The 18,784-nt window shown below is 66.9% G+C and carries 19 protein-coding genes; 8 read left to right on the top strand and 11 right to left on the bottom strand.

The features are described 5' to 3' along the window. Positions 1 to 47: 47 nt before the first annotated feature. From V6W80_RS00675 to V6W80_RS00645, 7 genes are all read left to right on the top strand, one after another. The gene (locus tag V6W80_RS00675; RefSeq protein ID WP_256204541.1) at positions 48 to 668 is read left to right on the top strand and encodes a helix-turn-helix transcriptional regulator; all 621 of its coding nucleotides are present in this window, start codon (positions 48 to 50) and stop codon (positions 666 to 668) included. Next, complete coding sequence (csgE, locus tag V6W80_RS00670; RefSeq protein ID WP_017641600.1) at positions 665 to 1,048, top strand: curli production assembly/transport protein CsgE; 384 nt, start codon at positions 665 to 667, stop codon at positions 1,046 to 1,048. Before V6W80_RS00675 ends, csgE begins: the two co-directional genes overlap by 4 nt. Continuing rightward, a complete protein-coding gene (locus tag V6W80_RS00665) occupies positions 1,045 to 1,452 on the top strand; it encodes a curli assembly protein CsgF (protein WP_017641599.1) in 408 nt (135 codons plus the stop codon). The genes csgE and V6W80_RS00665 overlap by 4 nt, the downstream gene beginning before the upstream one ends. Before the next feature lie 15 nt (positions 1,453 to 1,467). Continuing rightward, positions 1,468 to 2,307, top strand: coding sequence for a CsgG/HfaB family protein (locus V6W80_RS00660; RefSeq protein WP_017641598.1), 840 nt, complete (start codon positions 1,468 to 1,470; stop codon positions 2,305 to 2,307). A 107-nt stretch (positions 2,308 to 2,414) separates the two neighbouring features. Beyond that, entirely contained in the window at positions 2,415 to 2,861 is a 447-nt protein-coding gene (locus V6W80_RS00655; protein WP_338545609.1) for a curli fiber surface-exposed nucleator CsgB, read from the top strand. Between the two features lie 23 nt (positions 2,862 to 2,884). Then, complete coding sequence (locus V6W80_RS00650; RefSeq protein ID WP_257704852.1) at positions 2,885 to 3,805, top strand: hypothetical protein; 921 nt, start codon at positions 2,885 to 2,887, stop codon at positions 3,803 to 3,805. Next, positions 3,805 to 4,134: a hypothetical protein gene (locus V6W80_RS00645; protein ID WP_257704853.1), complete on the top strand. Its 330-nt coding sequence runs from the start codon at positions 3,805 to 3,807 to the stop codon at positions 4,132 to 4,134. Before V6W80_RS00650 ends, V6W80_RS00645 begins: the two co-directional genes overlap by 1 nt. A 31-nt stretch (positions 4,135 to 4,165) precedes the next feature. On the opposite strand, the gene V6W80_RS00640 is transcribed toward V6W80_RS00645, so the two are convergent. Both V6W80_RS00640 and V6W80_RS00635 read right to left on the bottom strand, forming a co-directional pair. After that, on the bottom strand, positions 4,166 to 5,119 hold the full coding sequence (locus tag V6W80_RS00640; protein WP_338545608.1) for a homoserine kinase: 954 nt from the start codon (positions 5,117 to 5,119) through the stop codon (positions 4,166 to 4,168). Positions 5,120 to 5,181: 62 nt separating this feature from the next. Next, positions 5,182 to 5,472, bottom strand: a complete 291-nt coding sequence (locus V6W80_RS00635) for a DUF2782 domain-containing protein (protein ID WP_064309119.1) — start codon at positions 5,470 to 5,472, stop codon at positions 5,182 to 5,184. Between the two features lie 111 nt (positions 5,473 to 5,583). On the opposite strand from V6W80_RS00635, the gene polA reads away from it, so the two are divergent. Continuing rightward, positions 5,584 to 8,331, top strand: coding sequence for a DNA polymerase I (polA, locus tag V6W80_RS00630; protein WP_338545607.1), 2,748 nt, complete (start codon positions 5,584 to 5,586; stop codon positions 8,329 to 8,331). Between the two features lie 187 nt (positions 8,332 to 8,518). Here polA and V6W80_RS00625 read toward each other — a convergent pair whose 3' ends face one another. From V6W80_RS00625 to V6W80_RS00585, 9 genes are all read right to left on the bottom strand, one after another. After that, a complete protein-coding gene (locus V6W80_RS00625) occupies positions 8,519 to 8,938 on the bottom strand; it encodes a type II toxin-antitoxin system VapC family toxin (RefSeq protein ID WP_338545606.1) in 420 nt (139 codons plus the stop codon). Further along, positions 8,935 to 9,189: a FitA-like ribbon-helix-helix domain-containing protein gene (locus tag V6W80_RS00620; RefSeq protein ID WP_338545605.1), complete on the bottom strand. Its 255-nt coding sequence runs from the start codon at positions 9,187 to 9,189 to the stop codon at positions 8,935 to 8,937. Before V6W80_RS00620 ends, V6W80_RS00625 begins: the two co-directional genes overlap by 4 nt. A gap of 189 nt (positions 9,190 to 9,378) precedes the next feature. Beyond that, a complete protein-coding gene (locus tag V6W80_RS00615) occupies positions 9,379 to 10,179 on the bottom strand; it encodes an electron transfer flavoprotein subunit beta (protein WP_414204670.1) in 801 nt (266 codons plus the stop codon). Beyond that, positions 10,169 to 11,404, bottom strand: a complete 1,236-nt coding sequence (locus tag V6W80_RS00610) for an FAD-binding protein (RefSeq protein WP_184289147.1) — start codon at positions 11,402 to 11,404, stop codon at positions 10,169 to 10,171. The genes V6W80_RS00615 and V6W80_RS00610 overlap by 11 nt, the downstream gene beginning before the upstream one ends. Positions 11,405 to 11,579: 175 nt before the next feature. Beyond that, on the bottom strand, positions 11,580 to 13,571 hold the full coding sequence (dgcB, locus tag V6W80_RS00605) for a dimethylglycine demethylation protein DgcB (protein ID WP_338545604.1): 1,992 nt from the start codon (positions 13,569 to 13,571) through the stop codon (positions 11,580 to 11,582). Between the two features lie 165 nt (positions 13,572 to 13,736). Beyond that, positions 13,737 to 15,797 carry a dimethylglycine demethylation protein DgcA gene (gene dgcA, locus V6W80_RS00600; protein WP_208693424.1) on the bottom strand — a complete coding sequence of 687 codons (2,061 nt, stop codon included), beginning with the start codon at positions 15,795 to 15,797 and terminating at the stop codon, positions 13,737 to 13,739. Between the two features lie 105 nt (positions 15,798 to 15,902). Continuing rightward, entirely contained in the window at positions 15,903 to 16,433 is a 531-nt protein-coding gene (locus tag V6W80_RS00595; protein ID WP_007160248.1) for a DUF5943 domain-containing protein, read from the bottom strand. Positions 16,434 to 16,621: 188 nt separating this feature from the next. Beyond that, the gene (locus V6W80_RS00590) at positions 16,622 to 17,599 is read right to left on the bottom strand and encodes a dipeptidase (protein ID WP_257704860.1); all 978 of its coding nucleotides are present in this window, start codon (positions 17,597 to 17,599) and stop codon (positions 16,622 to 16,624) included. A 130-nt stretch (positions 17,600 to 17,729) separates the two neighbouring features. Further along, entirely contained in the window at positions 17,730 to 18,713 is a 984-nt protein-coding gene (locus V6W80_RS00585) for a GlxA family transcriptional regulator (protein WP_338545603.1), read from the bottom strand. Between the last annotated feature and the right edge of the window lie 71 nt (positions 18,714 to 18,784).

Raw genomic sequence — 18,784 nt, 5'->3', positions numbered from 1 at the left:
TTTGTCTCAGCGTGCGCGCAACGGATGATGAGACAGCCCATATGGACATGCGCGCGATACCTGCGAGCAAGGTCTGCCTGACGACGAGAAACGTCCTCCTGGCAGAATTGCTCAAACCCTTTCTGGAAGAACGCCACGGCATCGAGCTGAGCTGCGCTCGCGAGCTGGAAGCGGCCGGCGAGACCAGCCTGGTGCTGGTCGATCTCGGCAGCGTGCCCGAGGCGCCACTGGAACGCTGGCTGGAAGGCCTGGCGCCGGCGGTCACCGTGGCCTTTCTCAATGCCAGCGTCGAACAGGCCCTGCCCTGGGTCGAGCGCTTTCCCGCCATCCAGGGCGTGTTCGCCCCCCAGGCCAGCCGCGACCAGTTGCTGCAAGGGCTCGGCGCGCTGTTGGCCGGCGAGGACTGGCTGCCCCGCGCCATCCTGGCCCATCTGCTGCGCCGCTCCCGCGAGCGCCCCAGCATCGCCGCCGACGGCCTGACCCGCCGCGAGCGGGAGATCCTCCGGCTGGTCGGCCGCGGGCTGTCCAACGCCGCCATCGGCGAGGCGCTGTGCCTGAGCACCCACACGGTCAAAAGCCACATGCACAACCTGTTGCGCAAGACCGGCGCCGCCAACCGCGCCGAGGCGGCGTTGCGCTTCCATGCCGGGCAGGATCTGCCGGGATGAAAGCCGCCTGGCTGCTGCTCGGGCTGTTGCTGGCCGGCCCGCTGCGGGCCGAGGGCGACATCATTCAGGGACTGCTGGTGGACAACACCATCTCCCGCTTCGGCCACGACTTCTATCGCCACTTCGCCGACCGCCTCACCGACACCACCGACCTGGACTTCAACCTGGTGGTGCGCGAACGGCCCTCGGCGCGCTGGGGCAGCCTGGTCTGGGTGGAGTACGAACAGCGGCTGCTCTATCGGCAGTTCATTCCGCCCAACAACAGCGAACTCAAGGATGCCGCCTACGCCGCCGCGGACCAGGTCCACGAGGGCATCACCCGCCGACGCCTGGAAAACCTGCTGCAGGACACTTTCGACATGGAAAAGGACGAGTTATGAATGCGCACGCCTGGAAGGCCCTGCCCCTGCTCTGCACCCTGGGCGTCGCCCCGGCCCTGGCGACCGAGCTGGTCTACTCGCCGGTGAATCCGTCCTTTGGCGGCAATCCGCTCAATGGCACCTACCTGCTGAACAACGCCACCGCCCAGGATCGTCACAAGGATCCCGACCTGCGCAGCAGCGCCAGCAGCCAGTCGCCCCTGGAGCGCTTCACCAGCCAGCTGGAATCGCGGCTGCTGTCCCAGGTGCTGACCGACATCAAGGACGGCAACTCGGGCACCCTGTCCACCGACCAGTTCATCGTCAACATCGTCGACGACTCCGGCAACCTGACCGTGCAGATCACCGACCGCGGGACCGGGGAGATTTCGGAAATCTCCGTCAACGGCTTCAACCAACCCTGAGCACGGATGCCTGCCATGAACGCCTTTTCCCTGGCGGCGGCCCTGACCGCCGCCCTCGTCCTGACCGGCTGCGTGCGCGACCCCATGCCCGCCGAACAGAACGCCGCTCCGACCCTGACGCCGCGCGCCTCCACCTACTACGACCTGCTGGCGCTGCCGCCACCCAAGGGACCGCTGGTGGCCGCCGTCTACGGCTTCCGCGACCAGACCGGGCAGTACAAGCCCAATCCGGCCAGTTCCTTTTCCACCGCTGTGACCCAGGGCGCCGGCAGCATGCTGGTGGACGCCCTGCAGGCCAGTGGCTGGTTCGTGGTGCTCGAACGCGAGGGTCTGCAAAATCTGCTGACCGAACGCAAGATCATCCGCGCCACCCAGAACAAGCCGGACCTGCCGGAGAATCTGCAGCAGGCGCTGCCGTCGCTGCAGGCGGCCAACCTGCTGCTGGAAGGCGGCGTGGTGGCCTATGACACCAACGTCCGCAGCGGCGGCGAAGGGGCGCGCTACCTGGGCATCGGCCTGTCCGAGGAGTACCGGGTGGATCAGGTCACGGTCAATCTGCGTGCCATCGACACCCGCAGCGGCCGGGTGCTGGCCAATGTCATGACTTCCAAGACCATCTATTCCATCGGGCGCCAGGCCGGCGTCTTCAAGTTCATCGAATTCAAGAAGCTGCTCGAAGCCGAATCCGGCTACACCACCAACGAGCCGGCGCAGCTGTGCGTGCTCTCCGCCATCGAGGCGGCGGTCGCCCATCTGGTCGCCCAGGGGGTGGAGCGCCGGCTGTGGCTGGTGGCCGACGGTCGTGATCCACGGGATCCGGCGCTGACCAAGTACCTGGAGCCGACCCGGCGCTAGGGATTAAGCCGCAAGGCCCGCGGGATTCGCTCCCTGGAGCGATAGCGATGGGCCAGGCGGCTCCGGACAATGCCGGACGAAGAACTCAGGCAATGACGGTGATAGAGATGCGCAGCCTACCCCGCGGCCTGGCCGTGATCCTCACCCTGGCACTCGGCCTGACGGCTACGGCCTCGGCCGCCGATCTCATGGAAACCGGCGATCTGGGTCAGGCACCGGCGGCCCAGCGGGATGCCGCCATCCGCCAGGTCGGCATAGACAACCAGGCGCTCATCGACCAGCGCGGCACCGCACTGCGCGCTCAAATCGCCCAGAGTGGCGCCACCCAGGAAGCCAGCATCCTCCAGGATGGCACGGAGCTGAGCGCAGTCATCCTCCAAGGTGGCTACGGCAACGTCGCGCGCATCGAGCAGGTCGGCAGCGGCAACCAGGCCGACATCCTGCAACTCGGCGTCCAGGGCAACGCCCGCATCGAACAGCACGGCTCGGGCCTGTCCAGCCGCATCGTCCAGTACGGAAGCAACCAGAACACGGTGGTACGTCAGTACCGCTGATGGCACTCATGGAGATCAGACAGATGTTTCTACTCAGGCCCCTGGCCGCCCTGACGCTGGCCCTCGTGGCCGCCAACGCCCTTGCCCAGAACAGCATCGCCACCGTCCAGCAGAATGGCAACAGCGGTACCATCACCCTGGACCAGAGCGGCGCCGGCAACAGCGCGGCGCTCTATCAGCTGCAGGGCGAAGGCAACGCGATCAGCGTGGTCCAGACCGGCGCCAGCAGCGCCACCATCACCCAGGGCGGCGACATCTACGGCTACGCCCAGGGCAACGTGGCGAGCCTGCGCCAGGAAGGCGGCAGCAGCGTCCATAGCCTGGCCCAGGACGGCTTCGGCAACCAGGCCACCCTCACCTCCGTGGGCAGCAACAGCGGCACCCTGGTCCAGTCGGCCTCCAGCGCCCAACTGACCCTGGAGCAGAACGGTGACAACAACCAGGTGCGGGTCGACCAGAGCGGCGATGCCGTTACCGCTACCCTCAATCAGTCCGGCACCGATAACCGCATCGAGCTGACCCAGCAGGGCTACTCGGTCGACACCGTGGAGCTGACCCAGCGTGGCCAAGCCAATGTCGCCACGGTGCTCTCCTCCGGCAAGTTCAACGAATTGAGCTTCACCCAGGACGGCAATCGCAACACCCTGAACGTCGACCAGGCCGGTCGCGGCAATCGCTTCAGCGGTAGCTCCACCGGCGACGACAACCTGGCCAGCGTCACCGTCCAGGGTGACAGCAACCAGACCAGCATCGTCCAGAGCGGCAATGGCAACGAGGCGCGGCTCGACGTCACCAGCGCCATCAGCACGGCCAGCGTCAGCCAGGTCGGCGACAGCAACCGCGCGAGCATCCTGCAGACCTCGGCCAACTTCAACGGCTTCAACGACAGCGCGCAGATCTCGCAGAGCGGCTTCGGCAACAGCGCCACCATCAACCAGCGGTGATGCGTGCCGCCTGGCTGCTCGCGGCCCTCCTGCCCCTGGCGGGCGGCGCCGCGGCCAGCGCCCGCCTGGAGGTGCAGCCGCAACCGGCGGGCGCTCAGGTACAGCTGTGCTTTACCAGCGAAGACACGTCTCTGAGCTACGAACTCATCATCGAATTGCATGGGCCGGGTGGTGTCGCCCGCACCCGTCAGGCCGGCGAGGCCAGGGGTGACGGCTGCCCGGTCACCACGCGCCTGGGCGCCGCGCCCGGCAGTCTGATCGAAGCAAGGCTGAGCTGGCAGCGGCAGGGACAGCCGCAGCCCGCCATCGAGCGGCGGTTGCAGCTGTAGCTCAGCGCAGAGGTTCCACGTGGAACCGTGGCTACAGGGTCAGCGGCAATTCCAGCGGGGTCTGCTGGCGCGCCGCCAGGCGCTGCTGGAATTCGGCCGGGTCATGAATCAGCACGTCTTGCCCGGCGAAGGCCTGGGCGGCGATCAGTCGTGACAGCCAGAAGCGCACGCAGGCGACGCGCAGAAGAACCGGCCACAATTCGGCTTCACGCGGCGTGAAATGGCGGTCAGCGGCATAGGCCGCCAGCAGCGCCCAGGCGCGCGGCAGGTCCAGCGCACCTTCTTCGGTGGAGCACCAATCGTTTACCGTGATGGCGAGGTCATAGAGCATCCAGCCGGAACTGGCGTTGTAGAAGTCGATGACGCCAGACAGCTGCGGACCATCGAACATCACGTTGTCGCGGAACAGATCGCCGTGCAGGTTGGCCTCGGGCAACGGCGGCTGCTCGGCCAGCAGCTCGCGGATCTCCGCCAGGGTGCGCTCCAGCAGCGGCCGGGCCGTGGCGTCCAGGCTTGGCGCCAGGCGCTCGCCTTCGGCCAGCATCCAAGTCAGGCCACGATCACTGGCACGCTCGATACACCGCTCGCCGGCAGTTGCCCGGTGCAGATGCCCCAGCAAATGGCCGACTTCGCTGCAGTGATGGGGATTGGGCGCACGCTCGTGGCGACCGGCCAGGCGCGGCTGCAGCAGCGCCGGCTTGCCGGCCAGCTGGCGCAGGGCCTGGCCATCCTGGGTGCGCACCGCATAGGGCACCGGCAGGTCGGCGTCGTGGAGGACGTCGAGCAGCTCGATGAAGAACGGCATCTCCGCCACCGGACCGCGCTCCACCAGGGTCAGGACGAATTCGCCGCCTTCCAGGCTGATGAAGTAATTAGTGTTTTCCGAGCCCTCGGCGATGCCCCGGAAATCCCGCAGTCGGCCCAGGCCATAGGGCGCGAGAAAGGCTTCGAGGGTAGGACGATCGAGGGGCGTGAAGACGGACATGACGGGGCCTGGCGGAGGAATGTGCGAGCGGCGCGCAGTTTACCGGTCCAGGCGCCCTGCGCCTACCAGCTGAACAGTCGCCAGCTGGGGACGTGCAGGGTCGGCTTGTCGTTGGCGGCGGTGCTGCTGCCATCGGCGGGCACCAGCTCGTAGGGTGCGCCGTGCTTGGGGATGACCCGGGTGGACTGCAGTACGCCGCGGATGCTCGTCTCCTCGATGGTCTGGTCGCCGGCCTGGTAGCGGATCACCTTGATCTCGTCAGGCAGGGGCTTTTCCCCCGGCGGCAGTGGTTCCGCAGCCTGCACCAGCGGGGCCAGCAGCAACGCGGCGAAGAGGAAGCGACGAGCACCCATGGTAACCTTTGACCTTTTGAACGGAGCGAGTGGTCGATTCTAGAACCCGGCCCAGTTGTCGTCGAGACTGGCCGGACAGACGCCGCACACGCCACGACAAAGGTCCAGACCATGAGCCACGCCCCTCTCGTCCTGGTGGACGGTTCCTCCTATCTCTATCGCGCCTTCCACGCCCTGCCGCCGCTGATGACGTCCACCGGCAAGCCGACCGGCGCGGTGAAGGGCGTGCTCAACATGCTGCTCTCGTTGCGCCGCCAGTATCCGGACAGCCTCTTCGCGGTGGTCTTCGACGCCAAGGGGCCGACCTTCCGCGACGAACTCTTCGCCGACTACAAGGCCCAGCGCCCGGCCATGCCCGACGACCTGCGCGGCCAGGTCGAGCCGCTGCACGCCTGCATCCGCGCCCTGGGCCTGCCGCTGCTGGCCATCGAAGGGGTGGAAGCCGACGACGTCATCGGCACCCTCGCCCGTCATTGCGCCAGCGCCGAGCGCCCGGTGGTGATCTCCACCGGCGACAAGGACATGGCCCAGCTGGTCTGCCCCTACGTCACCCTGGTCAACACCATGAGCGGCAGCGTGCTGGACGTGGAAGGGGTCAGGACCAAGTTCGGCGTGGGACCCGAGCTGATCATCGACTACCTGGCGCTGATGGGCGACAAGATCGACAACATCCCCGGGGTGCCGGGGGTGGGCGAAAAGACCGCCGCTGGCCTGCTCAATGGCATCGGTGGTGGCCTGGATACCCTCTACGCCAACCTAGACGCCGTGGCCGCCCTGCCCCTGCGCGGCGCCAAGTCGCTGGCCGCCAAGTTGGACCAGCATCGCGAGCAGGCCTACCTGTCCTACCAGCTGGCCACCATCAAGCTGGACGTGCCGCTGGAGCTGACCTTCGACGAGCTCAAAGTGGGCGAGCCCCATGTGGAAGCCTTGATGGCGCTCTACCAGGAGCTAGAATTCAAGTCCTGGCTGGATGAGCTGATCCGCGACACCAAGCGCCAGGGCGCGCCCCTGCCGCTGGCCGAGGATGCCGCCACCACCCAGGTGGAAACCCAGTACGACACCGTGCTGGAGCAGGCCGACTTCGACGCCTGGCTGGCGCGTCTGCAGGCCGCCGATTGCTTCGCCTTCGACACCGAGACCACCAGCATCGACGCCCAGCGCGCCGAGCTGGTAGGGCTGTCCTTCGCCGTGGCACCGGGCCAGGCCGCCTATGTGCCCCTGGCCCACAGCTACATGGGCGCGCCGACCCAGCTCGCGCTGGAGCCGGTGCTGGCGGCGCTCAAGCCGCTGCTGGAGGACCCCAAGAAGCTCAAGGTCATGCAGCACGGCAAGTACGACCTCAATGTGCTGACGCGCTACGACATCGGCATCCAGGGCATCGCCTTCGACACCATGCTCGAATCCTATGTGCTGGATGCCACCGCCACCCGCCACGACATGGACAGCCTGGCACTCAAGTACCTGGGCCACAGCACCATCCGCTTCGAGGACATCGCCGGCAAGGGCGCCAAGCAGCTGACCTTCGACCAGATCGCCATCGAGCAGGCCGGGCCCTATGCCGCCGAGGATGCCGACGTCACCCTGCGCCTGCACGAGACGCTCTGGCCCAAGCTGGAAGCCGTACCGGGCCTGGCTGGGGTCCTGCGCGACATCGAGATGCCGCTGGTGCCGGCACTGGCGCGCATCGAGCGCAACGGCGCCCTGGTGGATTCGGCGCTGCTCGGGGTGCAGAGCCGCGAGCTGGGCGAGAAGATGATCGCCCTGGAAAAGGAAGCCTATGAGCTGGCCGGCCAGGAATTCAACCTGGGTTCGCCCAAGCAGCTGGGCGAGATCCTCTTCGTCAAGCTGGGCCTGCCGGTGGTCAGCAAGACCGCCTCCGGCCAACCTTCTACCGCCGAGGCAGTGTTGCAGGAACTGGCCGACCAGGACTTTCCGCTGCCCAAGGTGCTGATGCAGTACCGGCAGATGAGCAAGCTCAAGAGCACCTACACCGACAAGCTGCCGCAGCAGATCAATCCGCGCACCGGGCGCATTCACACCAGTTATCACCAGGCGGTGACGGCGACCGGGCGGCTGTCTTCCAGCGATCCGAATCTGCAGAACATTCCGATCCGCACCGCCGAGGGCCGGCGCATCCGCCAGGCCTTCATCGCGCCCCAGGGCTATCGCCTGCTGGCAGCGGACTATTCGCAGATCGAGCTGCGCATCATGGCCCACCTGGCCCAGGACGAAGGGCTGCTGCACGCCTTCCAGAACGACCTGGACGTGCACCGCGCCACCGCCGCCGAGGTGATGGGCGTGCCCCTGGAAGAGGTCAGCAACGAGGATCGTCGCCGCGCCAAGGCCATCAACTTCGGCCTGATCTACGGCATGAGCGCCTTCGGCCTGGCCAAGCAGATCGGCGTCGGCCGCGCCGAGGCCCAGGCCTATATCGATCGCTATTTCCAGCGCTATCCGGGCGTGCTGGCCTACATGGAGCGCACCCGCGCCCAGGTGGTGGACCAGGGCTACGTGGAGACCCTCTATGGGCGCCGGCTGTACCTGCCGGACATCCATTCCAAGAACCAGGGCCTGCGTCGCGCGGCCGAACGGGCGGCGATCAACGCGCCCATGCAGGGCACCGCGGCGGACATCATCAAACGCGCCATGATCGCCGTGGATGGCTGGCTGCAGTCGACCCCGGAGCTGGATGCCCGGGTGATCCTGCAGGTACACGACGAATTGGTGCTGGAGGTGCGTGAGGACCAGGTGGAGCGTCTGCGCGAAGGCCTGCTACCGCTGATGAGCGGCGCCGGCGAGCTGGACGTGCCGCTGCTGGTGGAGTCGGGGGTGGGTGGTAACTGGGACGAGGCACACTGACGGGCGCCGGAGGTTGGGATCGTTGGGCTTCGCAGGCTCAGCCCAACCTACGGGTTCTGCCATCCTCGGTCGCGTGGAAAACGGCGTAGCCTTTTCCACTGTCCGACTGGACTCCTGAGCCTCGACGCCCTGGGTCTCGCTGCGAGACGCTTATGGCTTACTGTCACTTGCCTTCAACAGCGAGGCGTTATGCCGCGTTCCAGGGATTGACGATGCTGAGACCCGCGGCGAGGTAAGGCGCTTCGTCGCGAGTGGCGACCTTGAATTTGCTGACCGCTGCAATCGCGCCTATGTAGGAATCAGGCAAGGGAAAGTCAAGACCACGCTGGCGAGCTTGCGCGGCCAAGTTGGCATAGAGGCGGGCAGCAGCCAGATCGAAACTCAGAATCCGGCCCTCATAGAGCTGGATCAAGACGTCTATCCCTTGCTGCAACAGGTCGCGCCGACGGCTATCGGGCAGGCAGGCGATACCATATTGCAATTCGGCAACGGTGATCGTCGACAGGTACAGCGTCGCTGGCGCCTGGCGATCCAACCACGCGATGACCTGGGGCGACGGAGTTGGCCTCATCGTCTCGGAGACGACGTTGGTATCGAGCAGAATCATTCGAATGACATCGGCTCATGGGCGCGACGATCACGCGTACCCTCGAGGAAAGCCTGCTCTTCGTCAGTGATCCCGGATTGGCGCCAGATAGCGGCCATGGCCTCTCCCATTGGCGTCTCGGTTGGCAAAATCAAGGCTTGGCGAAGGATGAGTCTGACCTCGGCCTCCATGCTCCGCCCGTGCCGAGCCGCCTGAGCGCGAAGCGCGCGATCGACTTCTTCCGGTAGTCCGCGGATGGTCAATTGAGCCATTGCATGCACTCCAAGAATTTGCCTGCATAGCACTCATGCTAGCTCGCCGTCTGCCCGAGGGCAAGGTCGTCAGCAGCTTAGCGTGCCAAACGACCTAGCCTTTTCTACCGGGAAACTGGTCGCCAAGAGTGCCCTCACCCCAGCCCTCTCCCGGAGGGAGAGGGGGTGGTTTCGGAGTGTGCTGAAGCCTTAGCGCACCACGCCTTCTTCGCGCAATACCTTGAAGATGGCGGCCGCTGCCGCTTCCGGGGTCAGGTCCTTGAGGACCTGGCCGCCATCGCCGGAGGCCTTGGCCGTGGCGGCCTTGAAGCGGTCGGCGGCGGTCTTGGCCTTGATCACCTTGAGGCGCTTGGGGCGCGCCTTGGCCGGTTGCAATTCGCCGTTTTCGAACAGACTGTCCTGCACCACCTCGGTGGTTTCCACCTGCAGCTCGCCACGCCGGGCCGGGCCGAAGGCGCTTTGTCGCGGCGCGGGAGCGGCGCTGTCGACGCTGGCGACAAAGGGCAGCCGTACCCGCAGCCGCCGCCGCTGACCCCGTGGCAGGGCCTGGAGCACCGTGGCCTGGCCACCTTCCACGGCTTCCACCGCAGCGAGGCCGACCACCAGCGGCCAGCCGAGGGTCTCGGCCAGCAGATAGGGAAGCAAACCCGAGCCCTCGCCCGTCTCCGCCTGGCTACCGGTCAGTACCAGGCCGGCACCGACCTCGCGTAGGGTCTCACCGAGGGCTGGCAGGGCATCGGCACCCGCCGGTTGTTCCAGTACGTGCAGGGCCGGCACGCCCATGCCCAGATAGCCGCGCAGGGCCTCTTCGGCGGGATCGCCGGCGTGCAGCACGCGCAGCTTGTCACCCACCAGGCGCAGGCCGAGTTCCACTGCGCGGGCATCCTGTTCCGCCCGCCGGGCCCGCCCGGAGGTGGGATGGGCGCCAACGGACACCAGGGCCACGACCTTGACGCCGTCCAGCGACGGCAGCTTCTGCTCAGGCGACATCCTGCAACTCCCCTGCCCGCTGTTGTTCGACCAGCCGCGCCAGGGCGGCCAGGATGGCGTCACCGTTGCCGATCACCGACAGATCGGCACGCTTGACCATGTCGCAGCCCGGATTGGTATTGATGGCGATGACCTTGTCGCAACTGGCGATGCCCTGCAGGTGCTGCACGGCGCCGGAGATGCCCACGGCCAGATAGACCCGCGCGGTGACCCAGGTGCCGGTGGCACCCACCTGGCGGTTGCGCGGCATGTGGCCGTCGTCCACCGCCACCCGCGAGGCGCCTTCGGTGGCACCCAGCAGCGCGGCGGTGCTATGGAACAGCTCCCAGTCGCGGATGCCGTTACCACCGGAAAGAATGAATTCGGCTTCGCCCAGGGGAATCTGCATGGGATCCACGGCGACCGGGCCGAGATCCTCGATGCGTGGCAGGTGGCGGGCAATATTGCCTTCCAGCTGCACGGGCAGTACTTCGTGGCGGGTCTCGCCGACCGGCTCCGCACACTCCGGCAGGGCCAGGACCAGGCGCGGCAGCGGCTGCTGCAGATCCTGGCGACCGGCACCGGCGCGGCCGGTGACCAAGCCGTCCTTGACCTGCCAGACACGGGTGGCGGGGCGTTCGTGCAGGGCAGCGCCGAGGCGCCGACCCAATTCACCGCCACCACTGCGGCTGTCGGGCAGCAGCCAGTGGCGCGGCTGCAGTTCGTTGTTGACCGCGCGCAGCGCGAGTACCCGCTGTTCGGGGGCATAGCCCTGGAATTGCTCGCCTTCCAGATGCAGCAGGCGATCCACCCCGGCGGTGTCGAAGGCGGTTTCCTTGACCTCACCAAAGACCACCGCCAGCACCGCGCCCTCGGCGCCGGCCAGCTGCCGGGCCAGGCCCAGCAGGTCGCGGTCGTGGGCGGTCAGGCGACCACTGACCAGATCCGGCACCACGGCGATGTAGAAGGCCGGCTCGGCGATCCGGTGCAGGGGCAGCTGTTCTTCCACGGCCTGGGCGGCGCCACGACGGCCGCCGCCCTGCTGGGCGCCACTGCGGTCGATGCGCTTGACGCCCTGGGGACCAACGAAGCCAGCGGCAGCGGCGTGGGGATTCTTGCGGACCAGGCCGTTGGGGCCCATCCAGCGGGCTTCGGCATCGGCGCTGCTGGCGATGCTCGCGTGCAGGGGATGCAGACGGTTGCGCGCGATCCACTCGCGGCGCGGATCGCGACGGATGATGCTCATGCTGGGCGCTCCGTTTGAAAATGGCAGGTTAGGTGCGCGGTGGGCCCCTCACCCCAGCCCTCTCCCCTGAAGGGAGAGGGGGTAAAAGCGGTGAACACCGGGACTTGTCTGGCACACCTGATCATCCCCTCTCCCCACGGGGAGAGGGCTAGGGTGAGGGGGCCACACACCGCACTCACGACAAGGCCTCCGCCACCGGCCGCCGCGCGGCGGCCGGCTTGCTGTCCACCGGTGCCTCGACGATGGCTTCGGCCACCAGCTCGGCGATGTCCTTGATCTCCGGACGCGGGGCGACCACGCCTTCCAGCATCAGGGTGCACTGAGGACAGCCCACGGCCACCAACTCGGCGCCGGTTTCCTTGATGTCGGCCATGCGCATGTCGGGAATCCGCTGCTTGCCGGGGATGTCGGTGATGGGCGCGCCGCCGCCGCCGCCGCAGCAACGCGAACGGAAGCCGGAACGCTCCATCTCCTTGACCGCGATGCCCAGCGCTTTGAGCACCGCGCGCGGCGCCTCGTACTCGCCGTTGTAGCGGCCCAGGTAGCAGGGATCGTGATAGGTGATGGTGGCGCCCTGCTCGGCCAGGGCATGCTGCCCGAGATGCAGGGAGCCACGGCTGAGCAGGGTCTCGATGAAGGTGCTGTGGTGCTGCACCTGGTAGTGGCCACCCAGATCGCCGTATTCGTTCTTGAGCATGTGGAAGCTGTGGGGATCGCAGGAGACGATGGTCTGGAAGCGATACTGGCTCAGGGTCTCGATGTTGCGCTTGGCCAGTTGCTGGAAGGTGGCCTCGTCACCCAGACGGCGGGCCACGTCGCCGCTGTCGCGTTCTTCCAGGCCGAGCACGGCGAAGTCCACCTTGGCCGCCTTGAGCACCTTGACGAAGGCGCGCAGGGTGCGCTGGTTGCGCATGTCGAAGGCGCCGTCGCCGACCCAGAACAGCACCTCGGCCTGGCCCTTGTCCTTCATCAGCGGCAGGTCCAGGTCGGCGGCCCAGTTCAGGCGACCACCGGGGGCGAAGCCGCCGGGGTTGTCGGTGGCGATGAGATTCTCCAGCACCTCGGCGCCCTTGTTCGGCGTCTCGCCGCGCTCCAGGGTCAGGTGCCGGCGCATGTCGACGATGGCATCGACGTGCTCGATCATCATCGGGCATTCCTCGACGCAGGCACGGCAGGTGGTGCAGGACCAGAGGGTCTCGGCATCCACCAGGGCCTTGCCCTGACGCGCGACGATGGGCAGGTGCGGACCACCCGCGTGTTCGCCAACCGGCTTGCCCGGATAGGGCGAGCCGAAGTAATGGGCATCGCTGCCACCCTTGAGGCCGACCACCATGTCCTGGATCAGCTTCTTGGGGTTGAGCGGCTGGCCAGCGGCGAAGGCCGGGCACATGGATTCGCAACGGCCGCACTGGACGCAGGCGTCGAAGCCGAGCAGCTGGTTCCAGGTGAAGTCGGCGGGCTTTTCCACACCCAGCGGCGCCTTGGGATCGTGCAGGTTCAGGGCCTTGAGGCCGCTGGAGCGCGCGGCGCTGGCGTTGTGCGGGGTGCTGAAGCGTTCGGCGCGGCGGTGCCAGGCCAGGTGCAGGGCACCGGCGAAGGCGTGCTTGATGGGGCCGCCCCAGGTCATGCCGAGGAACAGCTCGGATACGCCCCAGGCCACGCCGACCGCCAGGACCGCGGCCAGAATCCAGCCGCCAAAGCCTTCCGGCAGGATACCGGCGACCGGCAGGGTGGCGATGAAGAAGCTTGCGGCAAAGGCCAGCAGGCTCTTGGGCAGACGCATCCAGGGGCCCTTGGACAGCCGCGCCGGCGGATCGCGACGGCGCTTGGCGACGAACAGGGCGCCAGTGAACATGCAGGCGGTGGCCGCCAGCAGCGCCCAGCCGAGGATGCGGCTGTGCAGGCCGAAGCCGTGCACCAGGATGGCCAGCAGCGCCGCCAGGACGAAGCCGCCCGCGGTGGCCACGTGGGTCTTGGAGATGTACTTGTCGCGGTCGACCACGTGGTGCAGATCCACCAGGTAGCGCCGCGGCATCTTCAACAGCCCGCCGAGCCAGTCGACCTCGGCCGGACGCCCTTGCCGCCAGAGACTAAAACGCCGCACGGCGCCGATCACGGTGAGGGCCAGGGCGGCGAAGAGCAGGATGGGGAGGATGGTGTTTAACATCGATCTATCCTCACAGGGCGGGCCCCGCAGGCGCGGCCGGGGTAGCGAAGCGCCGGGGGCCGCAGAAGGTGAGCTATCGCGGCCATGGGCCGCTCCTACGAGGGACGTTCGGAGCCTGTAGGAGCGGCCCATGGCCGCGAATTTCCGAGCAGCGATTAGGCCGTCTTAGAAGTCCTTGCACAGGCGTAGGGCGTCGTAGATGGCGGCGTGGGTGTTGCGCTGGGCCACGCAGTCGCCGATCCGGTAGAGCAGGTAGCCGTTGCCGGTCTCGCCGAGCGCAGGCTGCGGCTCGATGGCGAACAGCGCCTCGATGTCCATCTGGCCCTTGTTGCGCGAGTCTTCCTTGAGGGCGTAGTAGAGCCCCTCGTCCGGCCGTACGCCGTTCTCGATGACGACCTGGTCGACCACGCGCTCCTCGCGGGCGCCGGTGTATTCGTTCTCCAGTACCGCGATCTTCTTGTCGCCCTCGGCGTAGACCTTTTCCAGCATCAGGTCGCCGGTCATGATCACTTCCTTGGGATAGAGGCTGCGGTAGTAGGTCGGGAAGGTGGTCCCGCCAATGGCCACGCCCGGCTTGATGTCGTCGGTGACGATTTCCACCTGGGCGCCCTTGTCGGCCAGGTAGTCGGCCACCGACATGCCGGTGAATTCGCAGATGGTGTCGTACACCAGCACGTTCTTGCCCGGCTCGACCTTGCCCGAGAGGATGTCCCAGCTGCTGACGACCAGGCCCTCGGCGGCATGCCAGTGATCGACCTGCTCCAGGAAGGGGTGACCGCCGTTGGCCAGGATGACGATGTCCGGCCGCAGGTCGAGGATGGTCGCCGGATCGGCAGCGGTGCCCAGGCGCAGGTCGATGCCCAGGCGCGTCAGCTCCAGCTGGTACCAGCGGGTGATGCCGGCGATCTGGTCGCGTTGCGGGGCGCGCGAGGCCAGGGTGATCTGGCCGCCGAGCTGCTCCTGCTTCTCGAACAGGGTGACGTCATGGCCGCGCTCGGCGGAGACGCGCGCGGCCTCCATGCCGGCCGGACCGCCGCCGACGATGACCACCTTGCGCTTGGGTCCGGTGGACTTCTCGATGATGTGAGGCAGGCCCATGTATTCGCGGCTGGTGGCGGCGTTCTGGATGCACAGCACGTCCAGGCCGTTGTACTGGCGGTCGATGCAGTAGTTGGCGCCGACGCACTGACGGATCTGGTCGATCTGGCCCATCTTGATCTTGGTGATCAGGTGCGGATCGGCGATGTGGGCGCGGGTCATGCCGACCATGTCGACGTAGCCGCCCTCCAGGATGCGGGTGGCCTGGTTCGGGTCCTTGATGTTCTGGGCGTGCAGCACCGGCACGTTGACCACTTCCTTGATGCCCGCCGCCAGGTGCAGGAAGGGCTCCGGCGGATAGGTCATGTTGGGAATGACGTTGGCCAGGGTGTTGTGGGTGTCGCAACCCGAGCCGACCACACCGATGAAGTCGAGCATGCCGGTGTCGCTGTAGTACTTGGCGATCTGCTTCATGTCGTCGTGGGACAGACCGTCCGGGTGGAATTCGTCGCCGGTGATGCGCATGCCGACGCAGAAGTCGTCACCGACCTCGGCGCGCACGGCTTTCAGCACTTCCATGCCGAATCTCATGCGGTTCTCGAAGCTGCCACCCCATTCGTCGGTGCGCTTGTTGACCCGCGGCGACCAGAACTGGTCGATCATGTGCTGGTGCACGGCGGACAGCTCGACGCCGTCCAGGCCACCGGCCTTGGCCCGGCGCGCGGCCTGGGCGAAGTTGCCGATCACCCGCCAGATCTCTTCCGGCTCGATGGTCTTGCAGGTGGCGCGGTGCACTGGCTCGCGGATGCCCGACGGCGACATCAGGGTCGGCCAGTGGCCGCCGTCCCAGCGCGAACGACGCCCCATGTGGGTGATCTGGATCATGATCTTGGCGCCGTGCTTGTGCATGGCGTCGGCCAGATTCTGGAAGTGCGGAATGATGCGGTCGGTGGAGAGGTTGACCGAACTCCACCAGTGCTGCGGGCTGTCGATGGCGACCACCGAGGAACCCCCGCAGATGGCCAGGCCGATGCCGCCCTTGGCCTTCTCTTCGTAATACTTGACGTAGCGCTCGGTGGTCATGCCGCCGTCGGTGGCGTAGACCTCGGCATGGGCCGTGGAGAGTACGCGGTTGCGGATGGTGAGCTTGCCGATCTGGATCGGCTGGAACATTGCTTCGAAGGCCATGACCTTCTCCTCGATCGGCTGGTGCGCGGTCTTGAGCCGCGCTCTTGCTCTTGGGTGTCGCTGGGGCGGCGGCGAGCGGGTCGCTGGCCACCCGGGGGCGGGACGTTATTTCGGCCGGGTGACGAACAGGCCGTCGTCGTGACCTTCTTCGGAGCCGCTGTATTCCTGGACGGTGACGGTGCGGATGGCACTGCCCTTGGCGGCCAGGATCTGGTCGATGGCGCCGGAGAACCAGCCGGTGAACATGTAGTCCACCTTGCGATTGACCTTGCCGTAGACGTAGACGAAGGCGGAGTGCTTGAGCTTGACCTCGGCGTAGCCGGTGTCCAGGTCGAGCTTCTGGGTCTCGAACAGGCCCCAGCCGCGCTGCGACAGGCGCTTCATGTAGTGCTCGAACACCGCGGCGCCGTGGATGCCATGGCACTCGGCTTCCTTTTCACACCAGTGCCAGGCCGACTTGTAGCCGGCCTTGTAGAGGATTTCGGCGTACTTGTCGGCGCCCAGGACTTCTTCGATACCCATGTGGTTGTTGACGAAGAAGTGCCGAGGTACGTACAGCATCGGCAGGGCGTCGGTGGTCCAGACGCCGGTTTCGTCGTCGACCTGGATGGGCATTTCGGGGGCGTGGCTGGCCATGTGTGGAGCTCCGATTCGCTAATACGTATCTAAAAAAAGGTGTGGGTGAATGCCCGTGGAGCCGTAGCGAACGCGCCGCTGGCAAGGAGCCCCGCAGCGCCAGGTGAGAGCAGTACCGAGGTACGGCGAACCTGGCGCGAGGACGCGACGCCGCTAGCGGTGTGCGCAGTAGGCTCCAGAGGTATTCACTACTCGCCCCAGACTTCGCCGAGGATGCGCATCCAGTTCTCGCCCATGACCTTGCGCACGGTGCGCTCGGGCATGCCGCGCTTGAGCAGGGTCTCGGTCAGGTTGGGGAATTCGCCCACGGTGCGGATGCCCAGCGGGTTGACGATCTTGCCGAAGTTGGTCAGGCGACGGGCATAGCCCTTGTCGTGGGTCAGCCACTCGAAGAAGTCATGGCCGTGACCCTGGGTGAAGTCGGTGCCGATGCCGATGGCGTCTTCGCCCACCAGGTTCATCACGTACTCGATGGCTTCGGCGTAGTCGTCGATGGTCGAGTCGATGCCCTTGGCCAGGAAGGGGGCGAACATGGTCACACCGACGAAGCCGCCGTGGTCGGCGATGAACTTGAGTTCCGCGTCCGACTTGTTGCGCGGATGCTCTTTCAGACCCGACGGCAGGCAGTGGGAGTAGCAGACCGGCTTCTTGGATTCGAGGATGACTTCCTCGCTGGTCTTGGAGCCGACGTGGGAGAGGTCGCACATGATGCCGACGCGGTTCATCTCGGCGACGATCTCGCGACCGAAGCCGGACAGGCCGCCGTCACGCTCGTAGCAACCGGTGCCCACCAGGTTCTGGGTGTTGTAGCACATCTGCACGATGCCCACGCCGAGCTGCTTGAAGATCTCGACGTAGCCGAGCTGGTCTTCGAAGGCATGGGCGTTCTGGAAGCCGAACAGGATGCCGGTCTTGCCTTGGGCCTTGGCCTGGCGGATCTCGGCGGTGGTGCGCACCTGGACCACCAGGTCGCTGCACTCGCGGATCAGCTTCTGGCTCGCCGCGATGTTGTTGACCGTCGCCTGGAAGCCCTCCCATACCGAGACGGTGCAGTTGGCGGCGGTCAGGCCACCCTTGCGCATGTCTTCGAAGAGTTCGCGGTTCCACTTGGCGATGATCAGCCCGTCGATGACGATGCTGTCGGCGTGGAGTTCGGTGGCATTCATGACAGGCTCCGGCGTTGGTCTCGCGCCGGAACGGGTGCCGGCGATTCGAGGCCAGCATAGCCCCGGGGTCCTGGCCGACCGGATGCAAAAACGACAGGGGTATCACCAGAAGCGTCAGGCCAGGGTCGCGCTACCGGTCAGCGACCGCGGCGAGCTCGCCCGCCGACAGCCGGCCCTCGCGGCGAGGCCGATCCTCCCGTGGACTCAGGCCGAAGCGCTGGCGGTAGCAGCGGGAGAAATAGGACGCGGATTCGAAACCGCAGGCCAGGGCCACGTCCAGCACGCTGGCCTCGCCCTGCTGCAGCAGCTGGCGCGCCTGGTCCAGGCGCAGCTGCAGATAGAAGGTGGAGGGCGTCGTCTGCAGATGGAGGCGGAACAGCCGCTCCAGCTGGCGGCGGGTCACCTGGATGCCGGCGGCCAGCTCCAGGGTGCCCAGGGGCGTCTCGGTGTGGCGCTCCATCCGCTCCACCACCCGGATCAGCTTGCGATTGGCGATGCCGTAGCGCTGCGCCACCTGCAGCCGCTGGTGCTCGCGCGGCGGGCGGATGCGCCCGAGCACGAATTGCTCGGAGACCTGCACCGCCAGCTCGCTGCCGTGGCTGCGGCCGATCAGCTCTAGCAGCAGATCGAGGCTGGCCGTGCCGCCGGCGCAGGTGATGCGGCCGCGGTCGATCTCGAACAGCTCGCCGGTTACCTCAAGCTGCGGCCAGGCTTCGCGAAAGGCCGCCACCGCCTCCCAGTGCAGGGTGACCCGGTGGCCTTCCAGCAGCCCAGCGCGGGCCAGCACCATGGCACCGGTGTCGATGCCGCCCAGGGGATGGCCGTGGCGGGCGACCTGGCGCAGCCAGCGGGTGAGGCCTTCGTCGTAATGGGCCAGGGGCTCGAAACCGGCCACCACGAACAGGGTGGTGCCCGCTTCCAAGGCGTCCGGGCCGCCGTCGACATTGACCGACATGCCGTTGCTGGCAGTCACCGCCGCCCCGTCACGTCCGAGGATGCGCCAGTCATAGCTGCCCGGACGGAAGCGATTGGCCACCCGCAGGGGCTCCAGGGTGGCGATGAAGCCCAGGGCGGAAAAGCCGGGCAGCAGGAGAAAGGCAAAGGACTGCGGCATGGGTGGGGCGTCCCCGGTAACGATTGGCTTGTGCAAGCAAGAAGGTCGCCAGGGTGCAAATTCCGGTCGTC

This window comes from Pseudomonas benzopyrenica, from assembly GCF_036884265.1.
GTDB lineage: Bacteria > Pseudomonadota > Gammaproteobacteria > Pseudomonadales > Pseudomonadaceae > Chryseomonas > Chryseomonas benzopyrenica.
This window is presented reverse-complemented; position numbering and strand designations above follow the sequence as displayed.

Coding starts and splice junctions, on each gene's coding strand:
- V6W80_RS00675 (WP_256204541.1), top strand. CDS start 48: ATGCGCGCGATACCTGCGAGCAAGGTCTGCCTGACGACGAGAAACGTC.
- csgE (WP_017641600.1), top strand. CDS start 665: ATGAAAGCCGCCTGGCTGCTGCTCGGGCTGTTGCTGGCCGGCCCGCTG.
- V6W80_RS00665 (WP_017641599.1), top strand. CDS start 1,045: ATGAATGCGCACGCCTGGAAGGCCCTGCCCCTGCTCTGCACCCTGGGC.
- V6W80_RS00660 (WP_017641598.1), top strand. CDS start 1,468: ATGAACGCCTTTTCCCTGGCGGCGGCCCTGACCGCCGCCCTCGTCCTG.
- V6W80_RS00655 (WP_338545609.1), top strand. CDS start 2,415: ATGCGCAGCCTACCCCGCGGCCTGGCCGTGATCCTCACCCTGGCACTC.
- V6W80_RS00650 (WP_257704852.1), top strand. CDS start 2,885: ATGTTTCTACTCAGGCCCCTGGCCGCCCTGACGCTGGCCCTCGTGGCC.
- V6W80_RS00645 (WP_257704853.1), top strand. CDS start 3,805: ATGCGTGCCGCCTGGCTGCTCGCGGCCCTCCTGCCCCTGGCGGGCGGC.
- V6W80_RS00640 (WP_338545608.1), bottom strand. CDS start 5,119: ATGTCCGTCTTCACGCCCCTCGATCGTCCTACCCTCGAAGCCTTTCTC.
- V6W80_RS00635 (WP_064309119.1), bottom strand. CDS start 5,472: ATGGGTGCTCGTCGCTTCCTCTTCGCCGCGTTGCTGCTGGCCCCGCTG.
- polA (WP_338545607.1), top strand. CDS start 5,584: ATGAGCCACGCCCCTCTCGTCCTGGTGGACGGTTCCTCCTATCTCTAT.
- V6W80_RS00625 (WP_338545606.1), bottom strand. CDS start 8,938: ATGATTCTGCTCGATACCAACGTCGTCTCCGAGACGATGAGGCCAACT.
- V6W80_RS00620 (WP_338545605.1), bottom strand. CDS start 9,189: ATGGCTCAATTGACCATCCGCGGACTACCGGAAGAAGTCGATCGCGCG.
- V6W80_RS00615 (WP_414204670.1), bottom strand. CDS start 10,179: ATGTCGCCTGAGCAGAAGCTGCCGTCGCTGGACGGCGTCAAGGTCGTG.
- V6W80_RS00610 (WP_184289147.1), bottom strand. CDS start 11,404: ATGAGCATCATCCGTCGCGATCCGCGCCGCGAGTGGATCGCGCGCAAC.
- dgcB (WP_338545604.1), bottom strand. CDS start 13,571: ATGTTAAACACCATCCTCCCCATCCTGCTCTTCGCCGCCCTGGCCCTC.
- dgcA (WP_208693424.1), bottom strand. CDS start 15,797: ATGGCCTTCGAAGCAATGTTCCAGCCGATCCAGATCGGCAAGCTCACC.
- V6W80_RS00595 (WP_007160248.1), bottom strand. CDS start 16,433: ATGGCCAGCCACGCCCCCGAAATGCCCATCCAGGTCGACGACGAAACC.
- V6W80_RS00590 (WP_257704860.1), bottom strand. CDS start 17,599: ATGAATGCCACCGAACTCCACGCCGACAGCATCGTCATCGACGGGCTG.
- V6W80_RS00585 (WP_338545603.1), bottom strand. CDS start 18,713: ATGCCGCAGTCCTTTGCCTTTCTCCTGCTGCCCGGCTTTTCCGCCCTG.